The sequence below is a fragment of the Rahnella sp. AN3-3W3 genome (assembly GCF_003263545.1).
GTDB classification, from domain to species: Bacteria; Pseudomonadota; Gammaproteobacteria; order Enterobacterales; family Enterobacteriaceae; genus Rahnella; species Rahnella variigena.
The window spans coordinates 1-25,897 of record NZ_JYDG01000043.1 but is presented as its reverse complement, the minus strand read 5'-3'; the positions used below and the strand labels follow the sequence as shown (position 1 = coordinate 25,897).

Annotated in this window: 23 protein-coding genes, 2 tRNA genes and 1 pseudogene; 18 read left to right on the top strand and 8 right to left on the bottom strand. The window is 54.5% G+C overall.

Features of this window, described 5'->3' with window-relative positions; genetic code table 11:
* Positions 1-62: 62 nt before the first annotated feature.
* Together rssB and rssA are read right to left on the bottom strand one after the other, a co-directional pair.
* Positions 63-1,076 (bottom strand): two-component system response regulator RssB, encoded by a 1,014-nt coding sequence (gene rssB / locus UC15_RS12880; RefSeq protein ID WP_112288819.1) that lies wholly within the window; start codon positions 1,074-1,076, stop codon positions 63-65.
* A 96-nt stretch (positions 1,077-1,172) separates the two neighbouring features.
* Positions 1,173-2,084, bottom strand: a complete 912-nt coding sequence (gene rssA, locus UC15_RS12875) for a patatin-like phospholipase RssA (protein WP_112288818.1) — start codon at positions 2,082-2,084, stop codon at positions 1,173-1,175.
* A 149-nt stretch (positions 2,085-2,233) separates the two neighbouring features.
* On the opposite strand from rssA, the gene UC15_RS12870 reads away from it, so the two are divergent.
* The 3 genes from UC15_RS12870 to UC15_RS12860 all read left to right on the top strand — a co-directional run bounded on the left by UC15_RS12870 (position 2,234) and on the right by UC15_RS12860 (position 3,888).
* Complete coding sequence (locus UC15_RS12870) at positions 2,234-2,698, top strand: YchJ family protein (protein ID WP_112288817.1); 465 nt, start codon at positions 2,234-2,236, stop codon at positions 2,696-2,698.
* A gap of 44 nt (positions 2,699-2,742) precedes the next feature.
* Positions 2,743-3,591: a formyltetrahydrofolate deformylase gene (gene purU / locus UC15_RS12865; RefSeq protein ID WP_013575956.1), complete on the top strand. Its 849-nt coding sequence runs from the start codon at positions 2,743-2,745 to the stop codon at positions 3,589-3,591.
* A gap of 212 nt (positions 3,592-3,803) precedes the next feature.
* Positions 3,804-3,888, top strand: a tRNA-Tyr gene (locus tag UC15_RS12860).
* Positions 3,889-3,941: 53 nt separating this feature from the next.
* On the opposite strand, the pseudogene UC15_RS12855 reads toward UC15_RS12860, so the two are convergent.
* From UC15_RS12855 to UC15_RS12845, 3 genes and pseudogenes are all read right to left on the bottom strand, one after another.
* Positions 3,942-5,775, bottom strand: a pseudogene (locus UC15_RS12855) (ABC transporter ATP-binding protein).
* 15 nt (positions 5,776-5,790) lie between these two features.
* The gene (locus UC15_RS12850) at positions 5,791-7,224 is read right to left on the bottom strand and encodes a M81 family metallopeptidase (RefSeq protein ID WP_112288816.1); all 1,434 of its coding nucleotides are present in this window, start codon (positions 7,222-7,224) and stop codon (positions 5,791-5,793) included.
* Positions 7,225-7,236: 12 nt separating this feature from the next.
* Positions 7,237-8,376: an ROK family transcriptional regulator gene (locus UC15_RS12845; RefSeq protein ID WP_112288815.1), complete on the bottom strand. Its 1,140-nt coding sequence runs from the start codon at positions 8,374-8,376 to the stop codon at positions 7,237-7,239.
* A gap of 235 nt (positions 8,377-8,611) precedes the next feature.
* Here UC15_RS12845 and UC15_RS12840 point away from each other — a divergent pair, with 235 nt between their 5' ends.
* Genes UC15_RS12840 through UC15_RS12825 form a run of 4 tightly spaced genes read left to right on the top strand, consistent with a single transcriptional unit; the run spans position 8,612 to position 12,893 of the window.
* The gene (locus tag UC15_RS12840) at positions 8,612-10,156 is read left to right on the top strand and encodes an ABC transporter substrate-binding protein (RefSeq protein ID WP_112288814.1); all 1,545 of its coding nucleotides are present in this window, start codon (positions 8,612-8,614) and stop codon (positions 10,154-10,156) included.
* A gap of 24 nt (positions 10,157-10,180) precedes the next feature.
* On the top strand, positions 10,181-11,101 hold the full coding sequence (locus UC15_RS12835; RefSeq protein WP_112288813.1) for an ABC transporter permease: 921 nt from the start codon (positions 10,181-10,183) through the stop codon (positions 11,099-11,101).
* The gene (locus UC15_RS12830; RefSeq protein ID WP_112288812.1) at positions 11,101-11,967 is read left to right on the top strand and encodes an ABC transporter permease; all 867 of its coding nucleotides are present in this window, start codon (positions 11,101-11,103) and stop codon (positions 11,965-11,967) included. Before UC15_RS12835 ends, UC15_RS12830 begins: the two co-directional genes overlap by 1 nt.
* Positions 11,964-12,893: an ROK family protein gene (locus tag UC15_RS12825; protein WP_112288811.1), complete on the top strand. Its 930-nt coding sequence runs from the start codon at positions 11,964-11,966 to the stop codon at positions 12,891-12,893. Before UC15_RS12830 ends, UC15_RS12825 begins: the two co-directional genes overlap by 4 nt.
* 40 nt (positions 12,894-12,933) lie before the next feature.
* Here UC15_RS12825 and nac read toward each other — a convergent pair whose 3' ends face one another.
* A complete protein-coding gene (gene nac / locus UC15_RS12820) occupies positions 12,934-13,860 on the bottom strand; it encodes a nitrogen assimilation transcriptional regulator NAC (protein ID WP_112288810.1) in 927 nt (308 codons plus the stop codon).
* A 400-nt stretch (positions 13,861-14,260) separates the two neighbouring features.
* Positions 14,261-15,160 carry a GntR family transcriptional regulator gene (locus tag UC15_RS12815; RefSeq protein ID WP_112288809.1) on the bottom strand — a complete coding sequence of 300 codons (900 nt, stop codon included), beginning with the start codon at positions 15,158-15,160 and terminating at the stop codon, positions 14,261-14,263.
* A gap of 192 nt (positions 15,161-15,352) precedes the next feature.
* Here UC15_RS12815 and UC15_RS12810 point away from each other — a divergent pair, with 192 nt between their 5' ends.
* The 9 genes from UC15_RS12810 to UC15_RS12770 all read left to right on the top strand — a co-directional run bounded on the left by UC15_RS12810 (position 15,353) and on the right by UC15_RS12770 (position 23,047).
* The gene (locus UC15_RS12810; RefSeq protein WP_112288808.1) at positions 15,353-16,171 is read left to right on the top strand and encodes an ABC transporter substrate-binding protein; all 819 of its coding nucleotides are present in this window, start codon (positions 15,353-15,355) and stop codon (positions 16,169-16,171) included.
* Between the two features lie 46 nt (positions 16,172-16,217).
* Positions 16,218-16,931: an amino acid ABC transporter permease gene (locus UC15_RS12805; RefSeq protein WP_095922431.1), complete on the top strand. Its 714-nt coding sequence runs from the start codon at positions 16,218-16,220 to the stop codon at positions 16,929-16,931.
* Positions 16,932-16,941: 10 nt separating this feature from the next.
* Positions 16,942-17,685, top strand: coding sequence for an amino acid ABC transporter ATP-binding protein (locus tag UC15_RS12800; protein ID WP_112288807.1), 744 nt, complete (start codon positions 16,942-16,944; stop codon positions 17,683-17,685).
* 97 nt (positions 17,686-17,782) lie between these two features.
* The gene (locus UC15_RS12795) at positions 17,783-18,946 is read left to right on the top strand and encodes a M20 family metallopeptidase (RefSeq protein ID WP_112288806.1); all 1,164 of its coding nucleotides are present in this window, start codon (positions 17,783-17,785) and stop codon (positions 18,944-18,946) included.
* Positions 18,947-18,956: 10 nt separating this feature from the next.
* Positions 18,957-20,054, top strand: coding sequence for a mandelate racemase/muconate lactonizing enzyme family protein (locus UC15_RS12790; RefSeq protein ID WP_112288805.1), 1,098 nt, complete (start codon positions 18,957-18,959; stop codon positions 20,052-20,054).
* Positions 20,051-21,235, top strand: a complete 1,185-nt coding sequence (locus UC15_RS12785) for a Xaa-Pro peptidase family protein (protein WP_112288804.1) — start codon at positions 20,051-20,053, stop codon at positions 21,233-21,235. Before UC15_RS12790 ends, UC15_RS12785 begins: the two co-directional genes overlap by 4 nt.
* Before the next feature lie 34 nt (positions 21,236-21,269).
* Complete coding sequence (locus tag UC15_RS12780; protein ID WP_112288803.1) at positions 21,270-22,190, top strand: dihydrodipicolinate synthase family protein; 921 nt, start codon at positions 21,270-21,272, stop codon at positions 22,188-22,190.
* Positions 22,191-22,394: 204 nt separating this feature from the next.
* Positions 22,395-22,628: a type II toxin-antitoxin system VapB family antitoxin gene (gene vapB / locus UC15_RS12775; RefSeq protein WP_112288802.1), complete on the top strand. Its 234-nt coding sequence runs from the start codon at positions 22,395-22,397 to the stop codon at positions 22,626-22,628.
* Complete coding sequence (locus tag UC15_RS12770; RefSeq protein WP_112288801.1) at positions 22,628-23,047, top strand: PIN domain-containing protein; 420 nt, start codon at positions 22,628-22,630, stop codon at positions 23,045-23,047. Before vapB ends, UC15_RS12770 begins: the two co-directional genes overlap by 1 nt.
* Here UC15_RS12770 and UC15_RS12765 read toward each other — a convergent pair.
* Entirely contained in the window at positions 23,033-24,181 is a 1,149-nt protein-coding gene (locus UC15_RS12765) for a gamma-glutamyl-gamma-aminobutyrate hydrolase family protein (protein ID WP_232829872.1), read from the bottom strand. The two genes, UC15_RS12770 and UC15_RS12765, sit on opposite strands and share 15 nt — an antisense overlap.
* Before the next feature lie 258 nt (positions 24,182-24,439).
* Here UC15_RS12765 and UC15_RS12760 point away from each other — a divergent pair, with 258 nt between their 5' ends.
* Both UC15_RS12760 and UC15_RS12755 read left to right on the top strand, forming a co-directional pair.
* Positions 24,440-25,648, top strand: a complete 1,209-nt coding sequence (locus tag UC15_RS12760) for a pyridoxal phosphate-dependent aminotransferase (protein WP_112288800.1) — start codon at positions 24,440-24,442, stop codon at positions 25,646-25,648.
* Positions 25,649-25,808: 160 nt separating this feature from the next.
* Positions 25,809-25,884: transfer RNA gene (locus tag UC15_RS12755), tRNA-Asn, on the top strand.
* Positions 25,885-25,897: the final 13 nt, after the last annotated feature.

Genomic DNA, 25,897 nt, shown 5'->3' with positions numbered 1-25,897 from the left:
ATAACACGCCGAAAAAATGCTCAATGTTATTAAGGCATTATTATCAGTGACAATAAGTGAGTTCACTCTGTGGACAGCATTAATCTCAGACGCCCACCTGCTCCCCATACCTGACACTGCCACGCATCGCATTTCTGACTGATTTGATTGGAATATGTCGCACCCGTCGTGCCCAGCGGGACACCGTTACTGAGCTGGATCATATTGGTGCCGGTATTGACGTTGGCATGTAATCCCGCAGAAACCAGAATGAGATTCTTAAAACCGGCGTGATAATAACCCAGTAACAAAGGGAATTGCCCTTCAAGATTAGCCTGTCTGAATAAATGATTGACTTGTTTTAGCAACGTTGACATTTGCGGTAACCGCTGTTGCTGATTACTCAAATGCTCACGTAATAAGCTGTTAAAAATGGCCCGCAATAATAAGGCTGCCAGAACGCCATTTTCATTGGCACGGGTGACATCAAGACAATAAAACCCGAGATCTTTGGATGAAAGCGCCGCAATATCGAGCACCAGCCCCGGACGGTCCGCCGTTGTCAGTTGCCGGTAGTTAATGCGGCAACTCGCCAGCGTCTGCTGCACAGGCGGTTGCAACTCCTGCAATAACCGCCGGGCTTCATTCGGATTACGGCACAGCGCTTCCCAGTCCTGAACCAGTGAACTTTCTTCCATCGCCTGTGAGGAAAAAAGCTTCGGGTACAATGACGTAAGCAACGCCTCACGTAAACGCTGCAAATCGTTAATAGGTTTAAGCAGAACATCTTCCACGCCCAGTCGCAGCATAGAAGCGACATCGGTCATTTTATCAGTGGCCGAAATCACCAGCACCGGGATTTTGTTGCCCTGCAACCGCAGATTTTCGACAAACTCCATCCCGCCCATTTCTGGCATCGCTAAGTCACAGAGGATCAGGTCAGGCGGGTAGTCCTCAAGCAGGGATAACGCTTCAAGACCATTCTCAGCTTCGGTAAAGGTGGCACCCAGGGAACTTACATAGCCAGCAAGAATAGATCGGAAAACGGCTTCGTCTTCAACGATGAGAATATGCTTGCTTGTAAGTGGCTTGTCCATCAGGGTCCCCCAGAATTTCTTATTCTAATAGTGGCTCATAAAGCCTGTTTTTGCTTGGCAGAATTGTCAGATTCGACCAAAGACGTTTTAAGCCATTCAGAACTGTCTATTTTTTATCAGGGGCAACAGCTGCTCTCTTTGCTTTTCAACCGCAAGCCGGCCCGCCTCAATCGCTTCTTCCGCCCGATGAAAATCCAGCGTCGAAATCTGCGGACAATACGGCTGGATCAACACATCAGGCGGATCACCTGCCATACGGTTACGCTTAAGCCGGTTCTCCAGCACCTGAATAGAGGTAGACATAATCTCCATCGCCGAAGGGCTGACATTCGGCTTTCTGGCGTTTGGACGAGTTAAGCGCTGGCGGATTCTGTCACGCCAGCTGACTTCTTTCTCAGTATTTAGTGCTTCTCCGGTCGGTTGTACGGTAAGCAAATCTTGCTGCATCAGATGCGCGTCATGCTGGAGATCGACAGCAATCACGATATCGGCCCCCAGAGCGCGGGTGAGCGACACCGGCACAGGATTGACTACGGCACCGTCAACCAGCCAATAACCGTTATGCCAGACCGGTGCCAGCAGGCCAGGCATACTGCATGAGGCGCGAATAGCCTGATGCAAATCGCCTTTAGTCAGCCACAGTTCACGTCCGGTACTCAGGTTAGTCGCGACGGCACCAAACTTCTTCGAGCACTTTTCAAACTCATCGATACGGATCAACTGACCGACGGCATTGAAAACCCGCTCGCCGCGCAGCAAACCGCCGCGTCGCCATGAAAAATCCATAAGCCGCAACACATCCCAGTAGCTGAACGAACGTACCCAGCTTTCAATCGCCGGTAATCTGTTGCTCACATACGCCGCACCGACCAGCGCACCGACCGAGCAACCCGCCACCACATCGACTTCGATATCCATTTCTTTCAGGGCATTGATCACGCCAATGTGAGCCCACCCTTTTGCCGCTCCCGACCCCAGGGCAAGACCGATGGTGACTTTTCTGCTCATCTGATGACCTTAATATTTCGCATATCTTGAGAATGGGCCGGGAAGCGCGTTGTCACCCGGCGAGTTTGTTAGGTAACATATCATTTTGGTGCATTCAATAGCGCAGACCGCGCACCGGATGTCGATACTCTGCCTATTCAGGAGTTTGTGTGTCTGAAATATGCCCTTGCGGCAGCAGCCTTTCTTATGAAGAATGCTGCCAGCCCTACATTACTGAGAATAAAGTGGCGCCTTCTCCGGCAGCTTTGATGCGCTCGCGCTATACAGCCTATGTTTTGAAAAATGCGAGTTATCTGATCGCCTCCTGGCACCCGGACTGTCAACCCGAGCAATGGCGTGACAGTTTACAGGAAGGCTTTACCAGCACGCACTGGCAAGGACTTGAGGTTATCCGCGAAACTGACGGGCGCGACAACAATGAAGGCTTTGTCGAGTTTGCTGCGCGATTCACAGAAACCGGTGATGAACACATTCACCTCATCCATGAACGCTCGCGATTTCTTCGTTTAAAAGAACGCTGGTACTATATTGACGGAATTAAACCGCAGACAGGCCGGAACGATGCTTGCCCGTGCGGTTCCGGCAAAAAATATAAGAAGTGCTGCGGTAAATAATTCAACCGTAATATTGATAAGTCTTGGACAGGATCCACACCCTCATGCCGCAACAGAACGTACAAACCAAGGTGTTACGCACCATTTGCCCTGACGCAAAAGGTCTGATCGCCAAAATTACCAACATTTGCTACAAGCACGAACTCAATATCGTGCAGAACAACGAATTTGTTGATCACCGCACCGGCCGCTTCTTTATGCGTACTGAGCTGGAAGGGATTTTCAACGACACCACCCTGCTGGCCGATCTCGACAGCGCGCTGCCTGCCGGTTCTGTCCGTGAGCTGAACAGCACCGGACGTCGCCGCATCGTCATTCTGGTCACCAAAGAGGCGCATTGCCTGGGTGACTTACTGATGAAGGCCGCTTACGGTGGTCTGGATGTAGAAATTGCTGCGGTCATTGGCAACCACGATACTTTGCAGACGCTGGTTGAGCGTTTCGATATTCCGTTCCATCTGGTTAGCCACGACGGTCTGACCCGCGAACAGCACGACAGCGCGATGATTGCGCAAATCGATCAGTACCAGCCTGATTATGTGGTGCTCGCGAAATACATGCGCGTACTGACGCCGGGCTTTGTGCAGCATTATCCGCATCAGGTGATCAACATTCATCACTCGTTCCTGCCGGCATTCATCGGTGCCCGTCCGTACCATCAGGCATACGAGCGCGGCGTGAAACTGATTGGTGCTACGGCTCACTACGTGAATGACAATCTGGATGAAGGCCCGATCATCATGCAGGACGTCATCAACGTCGATCACACTTATACCGCTGAAGATATGATGCGTGCAGGCCGTGACGTTGAGAAAAACGTCCTCAGCCGGGCGTTATACCGCGTGCTGGCGCAGCGTGTATTTGTTTACGGAAATCGCACAGTTATTCTGTAAACCGTATTCTGACGGTGCTTTTCGTTCAGAGAAGCACCGTTAAGAACAAAAAACCCGCAAACGAACTTTTTTATCGCTTTCAGCGCTTTACACCTTCGAATCATTTGGTATTATGCGCCCCGTTCGCAGCTAACCGCTGTAACGATAAATCATCCATGTAGCGCATGATGATTTAAGGCCAGAAGTAAGTAGTAAATGCCACAAAAAATTGTGGTGGGGTTCCCGAGCGGCCAAAGGGAGCAGACTGTAAATCTGCCGTCATCGACTTCGAAGGTTCGAATCCTTCCCCCACCACCATCTTCCAGACTCATCCCTGAGTCACTTCTTAGTAAACTTTCCTGTATCCCCCATCAAACCTGAACAAAATGTCCTGCTGATATTTCCTGATATTGCCTTTGCGGCGGAGCATAGCCGTTATCGCGCACCGGGCTCTTCAGCTCATCCACCTGCATTTGCCGTTTGAGCATTCTGCGGGAGGGGATCCGGCACCGGCACAGATGCCATCAGTTTTTTGGTATACGCATGTTGGGGATTATCAAATATTGCCGCACGTGGCCCGATCTCCACGATTTCCCCCAGATACATCACCGCCACGCGATGACTCACCCGCTCAACCACCGCCATGTCATGCGAAATAAACAGATAGGAAAGATTCATGCTTTCCTGCAAATCGAGCAGCAAATTCACGACCTGCGCTTTCACTGACACATCCAGCGCCGAAACCGACTCATCAGCGACAATCACTTTGGGATCGAGCGTCAGGGCACGCGCGATGCAAATTCGCTGACGCTGACCGCCGGAAAACTCATGCGGAAAACGGCGCAGCATATCCGGCGACAACCCGACCTTTTGCAGCAGCGACGCCGCCTTCTCTTTCGCATCGCTGCGGTTATGCAGTTTATGTTGCAACATCGGTTCGATCAGCGCGTCGCCAATGCGCATACGCGGGTTAAGACTGGCGAAAGGATCCTGAAATATCATCTGGATGCGCTGACGCATTTGCAAAATGTCGCGCTTACCCAGATTCGTGACATCGAAACCGTCGAAATCAATCGCGCCGCTGTGCGGCTTCAGCAAACGGGTCACTGCACGACCCGTCGTGGATTTCCCGCAACCGGACTCGCCGACCAGCGAAAGCGTTTCGCCCTGAAATAAATCAAAGCTGATATTTTCCACCGCGTGCACCGCGCCTACCTGACGGCTGAAAATACCGCCATACACCGGAAAACGCGCGCTGAGGTTTTTGACCGATAACAACGGCGTCAGCCCCGCATCTATGGTTCCCGCAACTTCCTGCGGCACACTGGCTTCACCGGTTTGCAGGTTGATTTGCGGAAAACGCAGCGGCCAGTCGCGCCCCTGCATCGACCCTAATTTTGGCACCGCCGCAAGTAATGCACGGGTATACGGGTGTTGAGGCCGGTGGAAAATGTCTTCCGTCGCCCCGCTTTCCACCGCTTCTCCGCGATACATCACCAGCGTCCGGTCGGCAATCTCCGCCACCACGCCCATATCATGCGTGATGAACAGCACCGCCATCCCTTCTTCTTCCTGCAACGTCTTGATCAAATCCAGAATCTGTCCCTGAATCGTCACATCCAGCGCGGTCGTGGGTTCGTCCGCGATCAGTAATTTCGGTTTCAGCGCCAGCGCCATGGCGATCATCACGCGCTGACGCATGCCGCCGGAAAACTGATGTGGATATTCATCAAAACGCGCTTTGGCATTCGGAATACGCACTTTTTCCAGTAGCCGCAGGGTTTCTGCCCGCGCTTGTGCCGATGACATGCCGCGATGCCGCTTCAGGCTTTCGGCAATCTGCCGTCCGATGCTGAACGTTGGATTAAGCGACGTCATCGGCTCCTGAAAGATCATCGCCATCTCATTGCCACGGATATCGCGCATCTGTTTGTCCGAGAGCCGCAGCACATTGCGCTGATTAAGCCAGACCTCGCCCTCAATCCGGCTGCTTTGTGCTTTCAGTAAACGCATCACCGACAGCGACGTCACGCTCTTGCCGGAACCGGATTCACCGACAATCGCCAGCGTTTCTCCGGCATAGACGTCAAACGACAAATCACGCACTACCGGCAGCCAGTCGTCTTCGCCGAGAAATGAAGTGGTCAGATGCTTCACGCTCAGCACGGGCTGACGTTTTTCCTGCTGTCCTGCGGTCTGATTCATCTTATGGCTCCTGAATTATTTGCTGCGCGCGGAAATCTGCACCTGCGGCACATAGCTGAAATCCCGGTCAAACGGGAAGGTTTTGCGTGCTTTGCGGTTGCGTGGCAAGCGCTCTACAAACTGATCCACCACGCCGTTAGACAGCGCCATCAGATTCGGGCTGGCAATCGGTGCCAGTTCGGGCGACAGATAACCGGATTTCACCACCACGATATCGGCGCTATGCGGATCCAGTTCCAGCACAGTGAAATCGCTGATGTTGTGATACGGACGACGACGCGCCGACACCACGACGTCAATTCCGCCAGTGCGCAGAACCGCCTGACGGTCAGAAGGTGTCAGTGCATCGAGCAGGAAAACCACCTCAAAATCACCTTTCACCTGCGGGCTGGAATGATCCAGCGAAGCCCCTAAAGTCAGCGTCAGCACTGATCCCACGCCAGCGTTAAATGCCGCGTCCGTTGCCGGTGCATCGGCAATACCTGCCACGATCGTATTTTGCGCATACTGTTTGATAAGCTCCTGCAACACATCTGCACGATCGCCCACGCCGCCGCCCGTCGGGTTATCGCCGGAATCGGCCAGCACCACCGGACGAGTTTCACAGGCAATCGCCTTTTTCACGCAGGACTCAACGGTGTCCGTTTCACAGCCAAACACGAAATCTTCGCGCGCGTCCCAGTACGCCTGCGCCAGTTGCGTGCCCTGTTGTTCCAGCACCGTCCGGTCGGTGCCGGTCATGATCACTGCGGCTGTCGCTCGTGGCTCATCTGCCCATACATAACCAACCATCAGCGAGCTGTCCCACACGCCATCCACTTCATCCATTTCTGGCAGACGGGCGTACAAACTTTTCGCCGGTTCATCTTCCGTACTGGTACGTTCACCCGGTAATACCACCGGCACCGGCACCCACAGCAGCGTCGGTTTTACACCGGTTTGCAGATGTTTCACCAGCATCGCGACCGAACGGCGCATGGTTTCCTCCACATCGATATGCGGGGCAGTGCGGTAAGTCGAAAACATATCAATGGCGTCGATAATCCGCTGAGAAACATTGCCGTGCAGGTCATAACTGACGCTAATCGGACAATCCGGCCCAACGGCTTTTCGCGCCGCAGCAATCCAGTCGCCTTCCGCATCTTCCAGCCCTTCGACATACATCGCGCCGTGCATCGCCAGATATAAGCCATCGAACGGTTTTTGCGCTTCCAGTCCTGCCAGCATTTCCGCTTTGAATTTATCGTACGTCGCGCGTGCTACCGGACCACCGGCAATGGCACGGGCGTGGATAGTCGGTAAAAACGTCGCCGAGTAATCCTGCAAAAAACGAAAACGCGGCGACGCCAGTAACTGGGCGTCACGCACGACGGTGAAATCCTTTTCCTCATTCAGCACCGGGTTATAAGTGCTGCATTCAATGTGGATACCGCTGACAGCTATACGCATGTTGATGATTCCTCAGACAGGCTTCAGACCGACCAGAAAGCGATGTGCAGCAATACTTGCCGCCGCGCGCGCCCAGGTGTCGTCATTTAGGGTAAAAGTGCGAACCGGCGTTTTCCCGGCATTTCCCGGCAAAACGTTGGCTTCGATAGACTGATGCACAACCGTGCCGAACAGCCCGGAGAAATCTGCGTTCTGATGAGCTATCAGGATCAGGTCCGGGTCATTAATTTGAATCAGATGGGATATCGCTAAACCGAGCGCTGAACCAGCACGGTGCAGAATACGCACCGCTTCGCTGACGCCCTGCATCGCCAGCTTTTCCAGGCCGCCAATGGTGGTCGCGTCCAGCCCGCCGTCTCTGGCCATTTCGGCAATAGCATTCAGAGACGCCAGCGTATCGAGACAACCGCGCTTGCCGCAGCGGCAGGGCAAACCGTTCAGTTCCAGCGTGCAGTGGGCGATTTCCCCTGCGCCGCCATGCAGGCCGCGATGCAACTGACCGGCGACAAAATGCGCGCTGCCGATCCCTGCGCCATGACTGACCAGCGTAAAGCTGCTCAAATCCCGCGCCTGCCCGAAATTTTTCTCACTCACCGCCAGTGCTTTGGCGTCATTTTCGATGGCTACGTCCATGCCGGTGGCCTGTGAAATCAGGCTGGCCAGCGGCACATCGCGCCAGCCAAGCAGCGCCGACTGTACGCAGGTGGACTGATGTTCATCAATAAGGCCGGATAACGTCACCCCCAGCCCGACCAGTTTTTTTGCCGCTTCGGGATGCGGTTCAAGCAGTGCCGGTAACGCGCTGGCGATGTTTTCTGCCAGACGCTGCGGACTGACACCGGCATCGAAAGACACCCGTGAAAGGATTTCGCCATGCAGATTAATCAGCGCCATCTGCGCCGGATTTTGCAGCAAAGAAACGCCGGCGAACCACGCGCCATCCGGATGAACCACCAGCCGCACCGAGGGTCTGCCCTGCCCGTTCCCCGGCACGGTTTCCGCTTCGTGCAGGAAACCGGCGTCGATCATTTCACGCACCACGCCGCCAATCGCCGCTTTGCTCATTCCTGAAAGCTGCGCCAGTTCGGTACGGCTCAGACCGCCGGATGCATTGACCGCACCCAATATCTGACGTTGCAAAGTTGTTAGCATATTCGTTTCGGCGCTCTCAGTTTTCGGTCATCTGCATTGACATTAAACGCTGGAAATGGATATATCAATGCCAATTAGTTCACAAAATAAACTAAATGTTGGCATATAAGTATTTCATATGAACTATTTGTTAAATCTCTTTGTTAAAACAAACTGTCTTTAAAACCGGCGTTTTACCGAACCGGCAGACGTAGCCAGAGCCACTTAATCCGATTTTTCACGCAGAGGGCAGAACATGAAGATTACCCGTTACATCCGGCGTCCCGTGCAGTTAACGTTGCTGAGCAGCGCTCTTCTGGCGGCGTTTTCGCTGCCGGTTTACGCCGCCACACTGAACGTGATGCAAAACGAAGCACCGCGCAGTATGGATCCGGGCAACCAGACCGCGACCTTTACCGGTACCGTGCTGGATCCGATGTATGAAGGCCTGCTGCGCATGTCGCCGCAACTGAAACCTGAAGCCGCGCTGGCGACTTCCTGGAGCAGTGATGAAAGCGGGCTGGTGTGGACATTCAAACTGCGCAGCGGCGTCACTTTCCATGACGGCACTCCGTTTAACGCCGATGCGGTGGTCGCCAACTTTGCCCGCCATCTCGACACAAAACGCGGTCTGGCGGCCAGCGGACGTCTGCGCACCTTCCTCGACAGCGTGACCAAAACCGACGATTCCACCGTTGTCTTTAAACTGAAAAAACCGTATCCCGCATTCCTGAATTTACTGACCACCGGCGCCTGTCTGATGGTCAGTCCGGCGGCCGATAAAACCGGCACGCTCGACAGCAAAGCCGTCGGCACCGGCCCGTACAAAATGGTGCAATACAAAACCGGTGAATTCGTGCTGGAAGAAAAATATCCGGGCTACTGGGGTGATAAAGCTGCCGGGCCAGATGACATCAAATGGACGTGGAGCGCCGAGCCTTCGGTCATGAATATGGCGTTGCAGGCGGGCGAAACTGACGTGATTAACCCGGTGCCGCCGCAGTTTGCCCGCGTGCTGAAAAACAATCCGAAGTTCGACCTGCATGAAAGCCCGGGTGCCTCTGTATTCTGGGTGGCGCTGAATACCGATCTCAAACCGCTCAGCGACGTCCGTGTGCGTCAGGCACTGAACTACGCCACCGACCGTGACGGTCTGGTGCGCGCCATCATGTCCGGCTTCGCGCAACCGGCGAACTCGCCGCTGGCACCGGTCACCGCCGGTTATGACAAAACCCTGAACCCGTATCCGCTGGATCTGGCGAAAGCCAAATCCCTGCTCAAAGAAGCTGGTGTGGCTGACGGATTCACAATGTCGATTGCAGTGCAGGGTCAGGACGCACGTATCGGTCAGGTGCTGCAAAGCATGTGGGCGAAAATTGGCGTGAAGCTGGACGTGAAAATCATGGAAAGCGGCGTATGGACCAAAGCGGCATTTGCCGATCAGGCCGGTAAAAAAGCCGATAACACCGGCGCGGTGCTGGCATCCTGGTCTTCCGGCGCGAACGGCGCCGATCTGCAACTTCGTCCGCTGTACTCCAGCAAAAGTTTTGCTCCGGGCGGCGCAAATCTGGGCTTCTTCAGTGACCCGAAACTGGATGAAATGTTAGACAAGGCCGCATCGACGCTGGATGAAAATACCCGCAACGCGATTTATGTCGATGCGCAGAAAGAGATTAACCAGCAGGCGCCGCAGGTGCTGTTGTATTACCAGAATGACTTGTACGCCACCGGCAAAAACATCTCAGGCGTCACGATGATCCCGGGCGGCCAAATTGTGGTGAAAGATGCTCAGAAGAAATAAACGCATTCACAGTGGGAAATAGCCATGAAAGCCTATCTTGCCAAAAAACTCATCGCCTTCCCGATCATCCTGATCGGGGTTTCGATGCTGATTTTTGTGTCCATCCGCGCGCTGCCGGGCGATCCGGCACGCCTGATGGCCGGGCCTGAAGCCACGCAGGAAGCCGTTGATGCCATGCGCGTTCGCCTCGGGCTGGATCAGCCGCTGCTGACGCAGTATCTGCATTTTGCCGGTGACGTTCTGCACGGTAATCTCGGCGTCTCGTTGCAGTCGCAGCAGCCGGTGACGCAGGAAATCGGGGAACGCATGCCTTACACGCTGATGCTGGCAGTACTGTCGTATTTTCTGGCAGTAGCGATTGGCGTTCCGGCGGGCATGATAGGCGCGGTGTACCGCAACCGCTGGCCGGATTTTGGCGTGATGTTACTGGCTATCGCTGGTGCCTCTATTGCCAACTTCTGGCTGGGGCTGATGGCGATGAACACCTTCTCGGTCAATCTCGGCTGGCTGCCGCTGCTCGGCGCAACGTCATGGAAAAGCTATATTCTGCCTTCCGTGACGTTGGCCGTTTTGCCGATGGCGGTGATGGCGCGCATGACGCGTTCCAGCATGCTGGATGTGCTCTCGGAAGATTATATCCGCACCGCCCGCGCCAAGGGGTTGTCGGCAACGACCGTGTATTGCAGCCATGCTTTTCGAAATGCGCTGATCCCGATTGTCACCATTGTGGCGCTCAATTTCGGCAGTCTGATTGGCGGCGCAGTGGTGACAGAATCTGTCTTTAACTGGCCGGGCATTGGCCGCTTGCTGGTAGATTCCGTGCGATATCGCGACTATCCGGTGATTCAGGGCGTTGCGCTGGTCGCTGTCTGCGGTGTGGTGGTGATGAATCTGCTCGGTGAATTACTGATCGCTTTCCTGAATCCAAAAATAAGGTTCGATTAATGTCTGCCATTATCACGCAATTACCCCGTCGCAAACCGCGCACGCTGCGGTTTTTCCGCTGGTTGTGGCGACATCCGGCAGTGTCTACCGGCGGCTTTATCGTCAGTCTGATTGTGCTGATGGGAGTGTTCGCACCCTTAATTGCCCGTCACGATCCTTACGCCCAGGATCTGATTGATACCCTGCTTTCCCCCGGTGCCGATCACTGGTTTGGCACTGACGATTACGGGCGCGATATCTTCGCCCGCGTCATTTACGGGGCACGCATTTCCATTATTGAAGTGGTGCTGAGTGTTGGTCTGGCGATGATTATCGGTATTCCGCTGGGCATTATTGCCGGTATGGCCGGTCGTTATACCGATATGATCATCATGTGGTTTATGGATATGCTGTTCGCGTTTCCGGGCATCGTGCTGGCGATTCTGGTGGTCAGTATTCTCGGCGGCGGTCTGGTGAATCTTTTGATCGCCATTTCGCTGTTCGCTATCCCGGTGTATGCGCGTCTGAGCCGTAACCTGACGCTCGGTTTAAAGCAGATGGAATATGTCGAAGCGGCGCAGGCGCTGGGTTTGTCTAATTACCGGATCATCGTACATTACATTTTGCGCAATGCCATCGGGCCGATTATCGTCCAGTCAACGCTGACCGCCGGTACGGTCATTCTTGCCGCGGCCAGCCTCTCATTTCTGGGGCTTGGCGTGCAACCGCCGATGCCGGAATGGGGTACCATGATGAGCGATGGCCGTAACTTCCTCGGCATTAATATTTACCTTTCGCTGTTCCCGGGTCTGGCCATTATGCTGACCGTGCTTGGTTTTAACGTACTGGGCGACGGGCTGCGAGATTTACTGGACACACGCTCATGACCTCAGCTGTTTTTTGCGCCGATATCGGCGGTTCATTTATTAAGTTTGGTGTTTCGCGCCATCCCGGCGAAATGGAAGAATGTGGCAAAGTCCCGACGCCGGTTTCTTCATGGGACGATTTTGTGCAGGCGATGCACAATCTGATCGACAAATTTGGTGCGGATTTACCCGCCGGTACACCGCTGGCGATTTCTACGGCCGGACTGGTTTCGCCACAAACCGGCGAAATGCTGGCAACCAATATTCCGGCATTTACCGGACATTCGCTGGCGAAAGATCTCAGCGTCGCGCTCGCCCGTCCCGTAACGGCGGCGAATGACGCGGACTGTTTTGCCCTCGCCGAAGCCCATGCCGGTAACGCGCAACACCAGCCGGTGGTGGTCGCCATTATTCTTGGCACCGGCGTCGGTGGCGGACTGGTGATCAACGGCCAGCTGGTGCGCGGTCACGGCGGCGTCACCGGCGAATGGGGACACGGCGCCATCACCCGCACTGAGGTGGTGATCAATGGCGAAAACTACGCCGTTCCACGGCTTAAATGTGGTTGCGGTCAGACCGGTTGCCTCGACATGCTGGGTGGCGCTCGTGGAATGGAACGCTTACATCAGCATTTTCATCATAAAGACTGCACCAGTCTGGAGATCGTGACCGGCTGGCTGAATGGCGATGCCAGCGCGTCTCTCACCGTTAACGCCTGGCTGGAACTGGTCGCCGAACCGCTGGCCTTACTGGTCAATATTCTTGGCCCTTCGCGGATTGTCGCCGGTGGCGGACTGGCTTCTGCCAGTGAACTGATCGCCGCGCTGGATGTGAAAGTTCGCAGCGGCGTTCTGCACAACTATCAACAAACGCTGCTGGTGCCGGGGAAATTCCTGACCGACGGTGGCCTGGTCGGCGCATCAGTGATGGGAAGACTGGAAAGTTAAGGAGCTGCCCTCTCCTTCGGGATGAGGGCAACGTCAGATTTCAGCTCGCGACCAGCATCGGTTCCAGAACCGGTGCGGTTTGCTCGAAGACCAGTGACAGCAGAATTTTCCTCACCGCCATCGCTTCCTGCGATAACGCCAGCGTTTCAGAAACACACAGTGAAAGCGGAACCTGAATCGACGGACTGCTGATGCATGACATCCAGGCTTTCGCCGGACCAGTCATGGCACGGGCAGCAGATTCAGGCAAAATGGTGACGCCCAGACCGCTGGCCACGGCGGCAGTCAGCGTGGCAGCGGATTCAATTTCCCCGATGATATTCGCGCTCAGGCGGCGCAGCGCCATAGCGTCATCCACCAGACGGCGGGTCACGTTGTGCGAGCGCGGCATGAACAAATTCATTTTCGCCACATCGCTCAGTTCGACATATTTCCCCGGATTCAGCACCGAGTGCGCCCCGACGAGATACAAATCCTCTTTCATCAGAGGCTGGCTGCTCAGTCCGGCGGCCATACTGGTGCCATAAAATACCGCCATATCCATGCGACCGTTGAGAACCAAATCACCCAGCGCCGTGCCGAAATTTTCATTCAGATACAACAAAATGCCCGGATGCTGTTTACGCACCGCCTGTAACAGCGGCACCGCCAGCTGAGAAGCCGCCGTGCCCGGCGCAAGACCAACGGAAACCTGCCCGTTCAGCGACTGACCGGCATTATTGACCGCGCTGTGGATCTGGTCGCACTGGCGCAAAATCGCCTGCGCGTGGGAATAAAGAATATTACCGGCTTCGGTAGGAGTGACGCCGCGCTTGGTGCGAATCAGCAATTGTTGCTGCAATTCTCCTTCCAGTGTCGCCAGTTGCTGGCTCAGTGCCGGTTGGGCGATGTGCAGAACATCAGCGGCCTGCGTCAGGCTGCCGATATCGACGATTTTCACAAAGTACTTCAGACGTCTGAGATTCATCTCTGTCTCCATCTTGCGCGAATGGGGTAACCCCGGGCGGTCGTTAATGATGCGAATAATAAGCTGGACTAATAAAAGCAAGATTTACGCCAATCTCCGGCGCGCAGGAAAAAAACGCTTGTTCAGAAAGCTAATACCGCAAAATATAAGAGAAAACGATTACGCACGATGAGCAGAAAACTGGCGACGATGAAAAAAAAGAAGGGAATGAAATGCGCTGCAAAGGAAGGATGCACCAATATCATGCATTCTTATAGGTCATCCTTATAAATTAGCAGGATTAATAACAGAGGCAGCAACAGCAAGGGCCGCCATCTGACACGCGGCCCTGAATACCAAAATCCATCACTTTTTCCTCTGCTTAACGTATTGCGAAAATAATCAATTTTGCATCAATGACTTACCCAACTTTACTGACTTTGTTGAGCACCATCTGATAAGCCGATTGCAGGTGACTGCGCATCATTTCCGCCGCCGCCTCCATTCGTCCCTCCATCACGGCGTCGATGATGGCGACGTGCTCCTCGCACCATTCGCGCACGCGTTGTTTATTGGTGTAACTGCCAAACTCAAGCAAACGACGCAGCCGGTTTTGCTGCTGGATCGCCTGCAAAACAAAAATGTTGCCGCTGAATTCCGCCAGCATCTCGTGGAAAGTCGCATCCGTTTCGAAAATCTGACGCCCATCCACAGCCAGAATATCCGGATGCGTTATCAGATAAATATGCTGCATCCGCAGGCGGCGCAGCGCGCTCTTGTCGGCATGAAAACCCGCCGCCAGCATCGCACCCGGCTCAATCATCAGGCGGAATCCGTAGCCGTTACTCAGCGCCACATCGGTATTCAGCGTCGGTAAAAACGACCAGCCATGCCCCTTATTGCGGGCGATCAGGCCGTCCTCGGCCAGCCGCAACAACGTGCGCGCCAGCACCCCGCGATCGGCGTCATAGCGCTGAGCGATTTCAGTTTGCGTCAGGGAATCCGGCAACTTTCCGGCAATGCGATCTTTCACCAGCTGCTCGTATAAATCCTGATCGCTGCTGGCGGGGATATCGATGCTGATGCGCTGGAGTTCATCGAAGGCTTTCAGCAGGAAAAAACCCTGATTACGCCGCGCTTCGATAATCCCTAATTCACACAGCAATTTCAGGGCGGTACGCACCGGCGTGCGGGAAACGCCGAGCATATCAGCAAGCTGTTGCTCCCTGAGATGGTGACCTGGCTCAAATTTTGCTTCACGTATCAGGTCAAGGATTTGGTTTGCCAGACGCCTTCCGCTGGCTGTCGTAGTTTGGGTCATGGAATAGCAGCACCTGAAAGTATTTGTTGTTTAGGTTTGTACAATATCACAAGCCTTGAGGAGGGTGAAGCCTGGTGATAAAGCCCCCAGATCGTGCAATTAATGCACCAAAAAAGAGCCTTGACTCATAAGTTTAATTGTATTAAATGAGACACAAAGAGCAATCTTGCTCATGGGAAACAGGAGTCTGTCATGTCAAAAAAATATTTTTTGCGTCGATATGCCGCCGTCTCTCTGGCCGCTATTTGCCTGAGTGCCCCGCTGTTCAGCCAGGCCGCCGCGCCTGCTCTGGTCAGCAAAGGTCAGCTGACGTACGGCACCGCCGCCACGTTCATGCCATTTGAATTTACCAAAGACGGCAAGCTGACCGGATTCGATATCGACCTGATCACCGCCATGTCTGAAAAACTGGCGCTGAAACCGGCGCCGATGTCGATGGAATTCAAAGGGCTGATCCCGGCATTGCAGGGCAAACGTCTGGATATCATTAACTCCGCGATGTACATCAACCCGACCCGTTCTGAGCAGGTCGATTTCGTGCCATACCTGAAAATCGGCAGCCGCGTGATTGTGGCAAAAGGAAATCCGGAAAATATCACTGGCCGTGATTTGTCCCTGTGCGGAAAAAACATTGCCGTGACGCTGGGCGGCATCGAAGAAAGCCAGGCGCGTGCGGATAACCAGAAATGTCTCGATGCCAAAAAACCGGCACTGACCGTGCTGACCTTCCCGGCAGCCACCGATTCCGCCGTCGCTGTCGCCCAAAAACGTGCCGATGCGGAATTCCTGTCAACACCGGGCGCGGTTGCGCTGCTGAGCGAAAAAGGTGACACCTTCGAAGCCGTCGGTGCTGAATTTGAAGCTGACACGCACATCGGTTTTGCCGTGCGTAAAGGCGATACAGAAATGAAATCGCTGCTGGAAAAAGGCCTTCAGGATGTCGTGAAAGACGGCACGTATCAGAAAATCATCAGCAAATGGCAGTTCCCGGCTTCAGTGTCCATTTTCTGAAACCGCAAAGTTAAGAAAAGCTTTGCCCTGACGTTGAGGAAAGTTCATGTCACTTGATCTTGTTTGGCAATACCTGTTCTCACCGGCGTTCTTTCAGGGCGCATTAATGACCTTGTTGTTAACGGTGTGCTCGTTGTTCTTTGGCATTATTGCCGGGCTGGTGCTGGCCCTGCTGCAGGAATCCCGCTTCCGTGCGGGTTCCGTTCTGGCTTTCTTTTATCTGTGGTTGTTTCGCGGCACACCGGTGCTGTTCCAGATTATTTTCGTTTACAACGTTCTGCCGACCTTTGGCCTGCGATTCTCCGCCTTTACCTGCGCGGTAATGGCGCTGTCCTTAAATGAGGGCGCCTATATGGCAGAAATTCTGCGCTCCGGTTTGCAGGCCGTACGCAGCGGTCAGCGTACTGCCGGGATGGCGCTCGGCATGACCCAAAGCCAGATCATGCGCAAGATAGTTTTGCCACAGGCCGCGCGGATTGTGCTGCCGCCGATGGGCAATCAGATGATCAGCATGCTCAAATCCAGCGCCCTGGTGTCAGTGATTGCAGTGCAGGAACTTCTGCTTATCGCCAACCAGACCGCCAGCGCAAGCTTCCGTTATTTCGAAGCCTTGTGCGCCGCCGGGATTTACTACCTGGTGCTGACGTCGATCTTTATGGTCGGACAGGCCTGGCTGGAACGCTCTCTTGATCCGAAAAAGCGTAAGAAACCCGCGCTGTCTTTGACCGAACGCCTGCTGCGCAGCAGTACGCCAAACTGAGGAGAAGCCCGTGAATAAATCCAAACCGGTTCTGGAAATCATCGGCGTCGATAAACATTTTGGCGCACAACACGTTCTGAAAAACTGTTCCCTGAATGTGGCTCAGGGCGAAACCGTGGTGCTGATCGGCCCGTCCGGCTCAGGCAAATCCACCTTACTGCGTTGCATTAATTTGCTGGAACCGATTCAGGGCGGCGCAATCTTCTTTCGTAATCAGGACATCACCCACGCCAGCATGGAGCCACACAAACTGCGTCAGGACATCGGAATGGTGTTTCAGAACTACGAGCTGTTTTCGCATCTGACTGCCGCGGAAAACATCATGCTGGCCCCCATGACCGTGCTGGGCGTCAGCCGCAGTGAAGCCGAAGCGCAGGCACTGGAACTGCTTGGCAAAGTGCGTATTCCGGATAAAGCCGATTCGTTTCCTGATGAGCTTTCCGGTGGTCAGCAGCAGCGCGTCGCCATTGCCCGCGCGCTGGCGATGAAACCGAAACTGATGCTGTTTGATGAACCAACTTCAGCACTGGATCCGGAGATGATCCGCGAAGTGCTCGACGTGATGGCCGATCTCAGCGCCGAAGGCATGACCAGCATTGTGGTGACGCATGAAATGGGCTTTGCGAAACGCGCGGCCAACCAAATCGTCTTTATGGAAAACGGCGAAATTATCGAAAACGCGACCGGCGAAAAATTCTTCGGCGGCGACGTCAGCCTGCGGGCGCAACGTTTCTTAGATCAAATCTTACATTAATCACTTTTAGCAGCACTGAATCACACACTGCGCTCTCACCAGGGGCCTGACTTTTGCCACAAACTGTATTTCAAATACTGTATTTCAGGAGACACCGATGAGCCTTTCATCGCCCGATATCAGCAGAATGAAACGTGACCTTGCCGCACTGGTCGCGATCAATACCGAAAATCCGCCAGGGCGCGAACGCGAAGCCGCTGAACTTATCAGCGCCATGCTCAGCGAAATCGGCTTCGACATGACACTCAGCGAATACGCGCCGGGACGCACCAACGTGATTGGCCGCCTCGAAAACGGCGCAGGGCCGTGCTTTGCTTTTAATACCCACATCGACGTGGTGCCCGCCGGTGAAGGCTGGCAGCAGGATCCGTTCACCCTCACCGAACGCGACGGCCGGTTATATGGTCGCGGTGCCTGCGACGCCAAAGGGCCGCTGATCGCCATGATCGAAGCCATGCGCTGGCTGGCGGCCAACCGCAACGACTGGCGCGGCACGCTGATGGCGATTTTTGTCGCCGACGAAGAAGTCGCCAGCGAAGGTGCGAAGTTTTACGTGCGCAACGCCCCGGCACATATCGACTTCGTGGTGATCGGCGAACCAACCTCTAACACCACGTATTCGGCACATAAAGGCAGTTTGCGCCCGCTGGTCCGCGTTCACGGCGTCACCGCTCACTCCGGCACACCGGAACTGGGCGAGAACGCTATTTTCCGCGCCGCACAACTGCTCGGTCTGGTGGAAGAAACCCACCAGCACACCGTGCGCTGCCGCTGTCATCCGCTGGTCGGTAATGCCAGCCTGACGGTCACCCGCATTAACGGCGGTCATGCCGATAACGTACTGCCGGGTGCCTGCGAATTACTGCTCGATCGTCGCATGGTGCCTGGCGAAGACGAAGACACAGTGAAACAGGAGATTCAGGATTTACTGCAACTCGCCCATGACAAATTCGGTGTACGCAGCGAAATCATTACCTTCAAACCGACCACCGGCGGTGCAACCGAAACCGACTCCGGCGATCCGATTGTGCTGGCCGGCGTTGAAGCCTGCGCGGCACAAGGCAACCCGGAACCGGGACCCTTCGGTTTTCAGGGCGGTTGCGATCTGGTGCATTTTCGCAGCCTGGGAACCAAAGGCATCATCATCGGCCCCGGTTCGCTGGCGGTCGCGCACAAACCTGATGAGTTTATCCCGATCGACGAATTCATCGCAGGCAGCAAAATTTACTGCGATGTCGCGCTGAAAATGCTCAAACACTGAGGAGGAGCCGGTGAAAGCTACGTTATATCGCGCCGACCTGCGGTATCCGCATCTGCAACTTTACACCGCCTCTTCGGGCAGTGTGCCAGGGCTGGACACCTTGTATCTGCTGCTGGAAGACAAAAACGTCAACGGGCTGGGCGAAGTGCGTATCAATATCGCTTATCTCAATGGTTGCAGCGCCGAAAGGGTGTTGAGTGATGTGATCCGTGCGTTGCAGCAACTGGATCTCAGCCAGCCTGCCAGCACGCTTTTGCTCAACCTGCCGCAACGGATGGCAGATTTTCTGGCACCGACACGGATGCTGCTGGATATCGCATTGCATGATCTCATCGCCCGTCAGGAAGGTATCAGCGTCGCAGAACTTGCCGGGGCAGAAAACAGCCAAACGGTGAGTTATCACACCAACCAGACGCTGTTCTGGACGCCGATGGAACAGATGCTGGAACAGGCCACAGCCTATGTGGAGCGCGGTTTTACTCAGCTGAAACTGCGCATCGGTGTGGCGTCATTTGCTGAGGACGAAGCACGCCTTAGCGCCCTGCGCCGCCGTTTCGGACACGAGATCAGTTTGTCCGCCGATGCCAACGGACAATGGCAACCGGAAGAAGCCCGCAGTCATTTACTGTCGCTGGCGAAATTTGAAATGAGTTATCTCGAACAGCCGGTTTCTGACGCCAATGCGCACTATTACCCGGCGCTCGCCGAAGTCAGTCCGCTGCCGCTGATGCTTGATGAAAGCATGAGCAGCGAGGCGGATTTAGAACGTATTGTGCAGCTCAAAGGCAAGGTCATGGCGCATCTCAAGCTGGTCAAAATGGGAGGGATTGCGCCGACAATAGCGGCCGCACGACGCCTGACCGCGGCGGGTGTGCCGTTTATGATCGGCCAGATGAATGAAGGCGGTGCCGCTACCGCCGCCGCGCTGCACGTCGCCCGCGCCAGTCAGCCGGCTTATGCAGAACTTTACGGTGCCGACGGGCTGGGCAACGACCCGGTTCACGGCCTTTCCTATCATCAGGGTTTACTCAGCAGCCAGCCGGGCGCGGGGCTTGGCATCCGCTTTACCCCTTCTCAGGCAGAATTTATTCAGGAGTTTGAACAATGACAGCAACATCATTGCCCGATCTGGGCCGCGTCGTGCCAGGCGCAGAATCCGCCTTTCGTGAAGCAGAATATGCGCAGCGCATGGCGAAAGCGCGTCAGCTGCTGGTCAAAGCCGGTCTGGACGTCATGGTCATCACCGGTCCGGAAAATATCTTTTATCTGACCGGCCAGCAAACGCCGGGCTACTACACCTTCCAGACGCTGGTGTTGCCGGTGGAAGGCGATCCGGTTTTTGTCATCCGTCAGCTGGAGTATTTCAACTTTATCTCCAACACCTTTATCCGCGACGCCGCGATTTATACCGATGGCGATAATCCGGTGAATTTCCTGCTCGATGTGCTGAAAGCGCGCGGCTGGATGAAAAGCCGGATCGGTATCGACAAACGCGGCTGGTTCCTGCCCGTGGCGGTATACGAAGCGTTGCAGGCTGAAATCGGCACTATTCACGACGCGGCCGGCGTTATCGAACAACTGCGGGCGGTGAAATCTGCCGCCGAACTGGAAAAAATGGCCCACGCAGCGCGTTACGTTGATGCCGGTATGCTGGCAGGTCGCGCGGCGATTGCCGCCGGTGCCACTGAAAACGATCTGGTTTCCGCCATGATGGGCGCCGCCATTGCCGCCGGATCCGAATACATGGGCATGGAACCGCTGGTTTCCAGCGGTCCGCGCACCGGCGTACCGCACGGCACCTGGCGACGTCGCAAAATTCTCGATGGCGACCCGATTTTCCTGGAAATGGCCGCCACGCATGACCGTTACCACGCTGCCCTGATGCGCTCCGCCTGGCTTGGCAAACCACCCGCCGTAGCGCTGGAAATGGAAAAAGTGTGTCAGGAAGCGCTGCAGGCTGCACTGGATGCCATTCGTCCGGGCGCCACCTGCGAAGCACCGCATCTGGCGTGTCAGGCCGTCATTGACCGCGCCGGTTACACCGACAACTTCAAAAAACGCACCGGTTATTCGATTGGGATCTCATTTGCACCTGACTGGGGCGAAGGCGCGATCCTCAGCCTTTACAGCGGCATCACGACTGAATTACAGCCGGGCATGACCTTCCACATTCCACCGGCACTGCGCATTTACGGCGAATTCACCGTCGGTGTCAGTGAAACCATTGTGGTGACCGAAAACGGCTACCGCGCCCTCGGCACGGTGGATCGTCCGCTGACCTTACTTTGATTTAGCGTTTAACAAGATGATGGGAAGTGAATAAATGAAAGACATCAGTGAAAGCCAGGCGCGCCTGAAAGGTATTTTTAATATTACCGTCACGCCTTTTACCGCCAGCGGCGAGTTTGATTTCGCGGGGCTGTCGCGCAATATCGAGCGCGTCATCAGCCTCGGTTATGACGGCATTTTGATTGGCGGCACCTACGGCGAATTCCCGGCAATGACCGCAGATGAGCGCGCCACGCTGTTTCGTTATGTCATGGAAGTGGTCGGTAACCGCGTACCGGTAATGTTATGCAGCGCCGGCTCCGATGCCCGCGTCGTGCGCGATTTAACCCAACTGGCGGGTGATCTGGGCGGGCTCCCAATGGTGACACCGCCGTTTGTTTCGGAAGTGACGGAAGCACAAATCATCATTTTTTTCAAACAGATGGCGCAGCTATCACGCACCGGTATTCTGGTGTACAACGCGCCGGGCATCGGCATTACGTTACCGCCTGTGGTGCTGGAGCAACTGGCCGATATCGAAGGCGTTGTGGGCATTAAACAAGGTGACCTGAACCCGACGGCCATTGACCAGATTGCCAACCGGCTGGGCGGACGTCTGCGCCTGTTCTGCGCTTCTGACCTGGCATTTTTAGGTCCGATGATGTGCGGTTTTGATGGCATCAGCACCACTAACAGCGGCGCGTTGCCGGAAATCATTCTGGCGACATATCGTGCGCTGGAAAATGGCGATGCGAACACCGCGCGCGAACTGCACCGCCTTTGGTATCCGTACCGCGCCCTCGCCCGCCGCTATGGTCAGCCGCAACTGGTGAAAGCGGCCATGAACCTGCGCGGCTTCGACGGTCACCATGTGCGCGCACCACTGATTGATCTGGAGCCTGACGTTATCGGGCTGGTGGAGCAGGAACTCCAGCGTCTGGCTGCGGATCCGCGTTCCGGCGTCACCCTGAAGTAATCCGCTTTGCTAAAACTCCCGTCTGAGCAGGCGGGAATTTCCTCTTGTTACATCCGCTTTTCCGGGACATCCCGCAAATTCAGCAATGACATTTTTAATGTCCTTGCCATCGCCTTTCGACGTATATACCTTTGCACTATATTTTTCAGGCGAGTACTATTTGAGCAGATTTCCGGCTTAAACAACTTACTGAGGAATAACGACATGCCCAAAGGCACCGTATTTTTAAATAACAGGACGCAAAGCGTACGTATTCCGGCAGAGTGCCGTTTTCCAGACGAGGTAAAAATCGTGACGATAAGAAAAGTAGGGAGTTCACTGGTTTTAACGCCAGTGGATAACACATGGGATAATTTTTTCCACAGCGAACTGCGCGTGACGGATGATTTTATGGAAGAACGCGCCTCACAAGATCAGTCTGAGCGGGATACATTTTAATGCTGACCTATCTGCTGGACACCAATATTGTCATTTATATACTCAAACGCAGGCCGATGAGCGTGCTGGCAAAATTCAACCAGCACGCCGATCAACTGGCGATCTCAATGATCACTTATGCTGAACTACTGCATGGCATTGCGAAAAGCACCAGTCCGACCAAAAACAAACTGGCGGTAGAGGAATTCGTTTCTCATTTACGTATCGTGGACTATGACCAGAAAGCTGCCGCGCATTACGGACATATCCGTGCCTGCCTCGAAAAATGCGGCAGCCTGATTGGGGTGAACGATATTCATATTGCCGCACAGGCACGCAGCGCGGGTATGGTGATGGTGACCAATAATATGAATGAGTTCACCCGCGTTGACGGGCTCCTGACTGAGAACTGGGTGGGTCCTTCCTTAACTGCGCTTTGAACCCGCCGCTTTTAAAAACGCGGTCAGCAGCGGATGCGGTTTCACACGCAGTGACGACAACTCCGGATGCCCTTGTACTCCGAGATAAAACGGGTGATGAGTGAACTCAATACCATCAGCAATTTTTCCCGTAGCGTCAGTCCCGCTGATATGCAGCCCGAACTTCTCCAGATCGGGCTTCAGTTCGGGTTCAAGATGAAAGCGGTGGTTATAGCGCACGGTAAATTCATCGCCGAGGATGTCATTTAATCTGCTGCCAGGACGGCAATGCATCTGATAATCCCCAAGACGATGTACCGGAAATGTCGGCGTATCCGTCAGCGGGATAAAGGTTTTAATTTCGGCATTAGCATCGGCTTCGGCAAGATTGGCTTTCGTGGAACCAAGCATTTTCTGCACGATGGCCGTGGTCATGGTTTGCATACCCAGACAAAGCCCGAGAATGGGAATATTACGGTTCAGCGCGTAATGCGCCGCGCAAATTTGTCCGGTCACATTACACATCGCTGAGCCTCCGGGCAGCAATATACCATCGACATTTTCCATCACTTCATGCAGGTGATCTTCCAGCGCCTGCGGTGCTGCGTACACCATGTCCAGTGATAACGACAGCGCATCTGCCGCGTCCCCCAGAGCAGCCAGAGTGGCAGGGTAAATACTGCATTGATCCGACTGGGATCCGACCAGCGCAATGCGCAATGACGGGCCGGTGTGCGGTGGCATGTTCTGATTGATCCAGCGCCCGTAGCGGTCTCGCCACCAGCATCCTGACGCTTCATCTGTCTGACCATGACGCCTGAATACAAACCCCTGATTGGCGCGCTCAACCGTAACCAGTTCGTAATCCAGCGCGTTATCCCGCACCTGTCTGGCGATTTGCGTGAACTGAATAATTTGCATCGGCCCCAGCGGAACCACCACATCCTGAGTACCGTAAGTATTGAGCAGGTCTTCCAGCTCCATAACCTTTCCGGCACTTTGCGGATTCATTCGCTCAATCCACAGCAAACCGCTGGTCATCAGCTGTCCTTCGCCGATGACATGCTGACAGGCATCCGGATAGCGGGCGATATCCCAGCTCACCGGCAGATGAGCTAACGGTAAATGTTTTTGTGCTGCCAGTATTGCCGCCATCGCCCCGTACAGCGATGGCTCAGGTGTGTCATGTGCAACAAAAATAAAAGAGATAAGACAACCTTGAAATATAAAAGGAAAGTGACGGCATTTCGCAGACTCTGGAGTCTGCCAAACGAGTTGCCGTGCCATTTCCGCCGGTAAAATGCTGCTCAGCACGAAGAAATTATGAGCAAAGCAAAAAGAAGAATGGTAAGTTTAAATTGGTTTTAATGATTCATATAATACAATTTTTTTATTGCTCAAACAGGGGAAACAATGTCTGCTGAATTTCTTGCACCTCGTTTACGTCGTGTGCGCCCTTCGCCGACAGCGGCGATTTCCGACCAGGTACGCGCGTTTATTGCGTCTGGCGTTGATGTTATCAATCTCGGTGAAGGCGAACTCGATTTCGATACTCCCGCACACATCAGGCAGGCAGGCATCGATGCGATTGTACAAGGTGACACAAAATACACCGCTGTGGCCGGTACCGCCGCGCTGAAACAAGCCATCATTACTAAGTTTAATCGCGAAAATGGGATCAGCTACCGTGCGGACGAAGTGATTGCAGGTAGCGGAGCCAAGCAACTGATCTTCAATGCTCTTTTAGCCACGGTTTCTGGCGGTGATCAGGTCCTTATTCCTGCGCCCTATTGGGTTTCTTACCCGGACATGGTGGCGCTGGCAGAAGGCGAGCCGAAGATAGTACCTTGCCTGGAAAGCCATGGCTGGAAATTACAGCCGGAAGATCTGGCGGCCGCGATTACCCCGCAAACCCGCTGGGTTATCCTCAACTCTCCGAATAACCCAACCGGCGCGGTGTATTCTGCAGAAGAATTAAAGGCGCTGGCTGCCGTTGTGCTGGAACATCCGCAGTTGCTTGTCATGGCGGATGATATTTATGAGCAAATTTGTTTTACCTCCGGCGAATTCGCCACGCTGGCGCAGGTTGAACCGCGCCTGAAGGATCGTATCCTCACGGTCAACGGTGTTTCAAAGGGTTATTCAATGACCGGCTGGCGACTGGGTTATGCCGGAGGTCCGGCCTGGCTGATTTCTGCGATGCAAATCTTGCAGTCCCAAAGCACGTCAAATCCAAGCTCAATCTCTCAGGCGGCGACCGTTGTCGCACTGGAACACGGCAGCGAATTCATCACGGAGTGGATTGAAATACTGTCACGCCGCCGCACCCTGATCATGAACTGCATCAACGCCATTGACGGCCTGAGTGCAGAGGTTCCGCCAGGAGCATTTTACGTTTTCGCTAATTGCCAGAGAATGCTGGGCAAAACAACGCCTTCGGGTGAGTCCCTCCATACAGATGAAGATTTTGCGGCTTATCTGCTGAAATTTGCCCACGTGGCAACGCTTCAGGGTTCAGCTTTCGGCGCCCCAGGCTATTTACGCATCGCTTATGCCATTGATGACAAGCATTTACAGGAAGCCTGTGACCGGATCACCCGCGCCTGCGGCGAATTGCGCTAACCGGGCAAAGGCTGACAGAGTGCAGAAACAGGCCTTTCGGGTTCCTTTTTGACTCTATTGTCAACAACTTGACCAAAGTATCAGCAAACGAACGCATTTATAGAGTTTCCCCTTTGACATGCCGCGGGGCAGTCGCTATTATTCGCCCCGTTCCAACGATTCCTCTGTAGTTCAGTCGGTAGAACGGCGGACTGTTAATCCGTATGTCACTGGTTCGAGTCCAGTCAGAGGAGCCAAATTAGAAACGCC

Excerpts from the sequence above, each read along its gene's own strand:
- UC15_RS12765 (WP_232829872.1), bottom strand. The coding sequence starts at position 24,181 with ATGGCGGCAATACTGGCAGCACAAAAACATTTACCGTTAGCTCATCTG.
- UC15_RS12840 (WP_112288814.1), top strand. The coding sequence starts at position 8,612 with ATGAAGATTACCCGTTACATCCGGCGTCCCGTGCAGTTAACGTTGCTG.
- UC15_RS12805 (WP_095922431.1), top strand. The coding sequence starts at position 16,218 with ATGTCACTTGATCTTGTTTGGCAATACCTGTTCTCACCGGCGTTCTTT.
- UC15_RS12835 (WP_112288813.1), top strand. The coding sequence starts at position 10,181 with ATGAAAGCCTATCTTGCCAAAAAACTCATCGCCTTCCCGATCATCCTG.
- rssA (WP_112288818.1), bottom strand. The coding sequence starts at position 2,084 with ATGAGCAGAAAAGTCACCATCGGTCTTGCCCTGGGGTCGGGAGCGGCA.
- UC15_RS12760 (WP_112288800.1), top strand. The coding sequence starts at position 24,440 with ATGTCTGCTGAATTTCTTGCACCTCGTTTACGTCGTGTGCGCCCTTCG.
- UC15_RS12815 (WP_112288809.1), bottom strand. The coding sequence starts at position 15,160 with ATGACCCAAACTACGACAGCCAGCGGAAGGCGTCTGGCAAACCAAATC.
- UC15_RS12830 (WP_112288812.1), top strand. The coding sequence starts at position 11,101 with ATGTCTGCCATTATCACGCAATTACCCCGTCGCAAACCGCGCACGCTG.
- vapB (WP_112288802.1), top strand. The coding sequence starts at position 22,395 with ATGCCCAAAGGCACCGTATTTTTAAATAACAGGACGCAAAGCGTACGT.
- UC15_RS12795 (WP_112288806.1), top strand. The coding sequence starts at position 17,783 with ATGAGCCTTTCATCGCCCGATATCAGCAGAATGAAACGTGACCTTGCC.
- nac (WP_112288810.1), bottom strand. The coding sequence starts at position 13,860 with ATGAATCTCAGACGTCTGAAGTACTTTGTGAAAATCGTCGATATCGGC.
- UC15_RS12845 (WP_112288815.1), bottom strand. The coding sequence starts at position 8,376 with ATGCTAACAACTTTGCAACGTCAGATATTGGGTGCGGTCAATGCATCC.
- UC15_RS12810 (WP_112288808.1), top strand. The coding sequence starts at position 15,353 with ATGTCAAAAAAATATTTTTTGCGTCGATATGCCGCCGTCTCTCTGGCC.
- UC15_RS12850 (WP_112288816.1), bottom strand. The coding sequence starts at position 7,224 with ATGCGTATAGCTGTCAGCGGTATCCACATTGAATGCAGCACTTATAAC.
- UC15_RS12785 (WP_112288804.1), top strand. The coding sequence starts at position 20,051 with ATGACAGCAACATCATTGCCCGATCTGGGCCGCGTCGTGCCAGGCGCA.
- UC15_RS12825 (WP_112288811.1), top strand. The coding sequence starts at position 11,964 with ATGACCTCAGCTGTTTTTTGCGCCGATATCGGCGGTTCATTTATTAAG.
- rssB (WP_112288819.1), bottom strand. The coding sequence starts at position 1,076 with ATGGACAAGCCACTTACAAGCAAGCATATTCTCATCGTTGAAGACGAA.
- purU (WP_013575956.1), top strand. The coding sequence starts at position 2,743 with ATGCCGCAACAGAACGTACAAACCAAGGTGTTACGCACCATTTGCCCT.
- UC15_RS12770 (WP_112288801.1), top strand. The coding sequence starts at position 22,628 with ATGCTGACCTATCTGCTGGACACCAATATTGTCATTTATATACTCAAA.
- UC15_RS12780 (WP_112288803.1), top strand. The coding sequence starts at position 21,270 with ATGAAAGACATCAGTGAAAGCCAGGCGCGCCTGAAAGGTATTTTTAAT.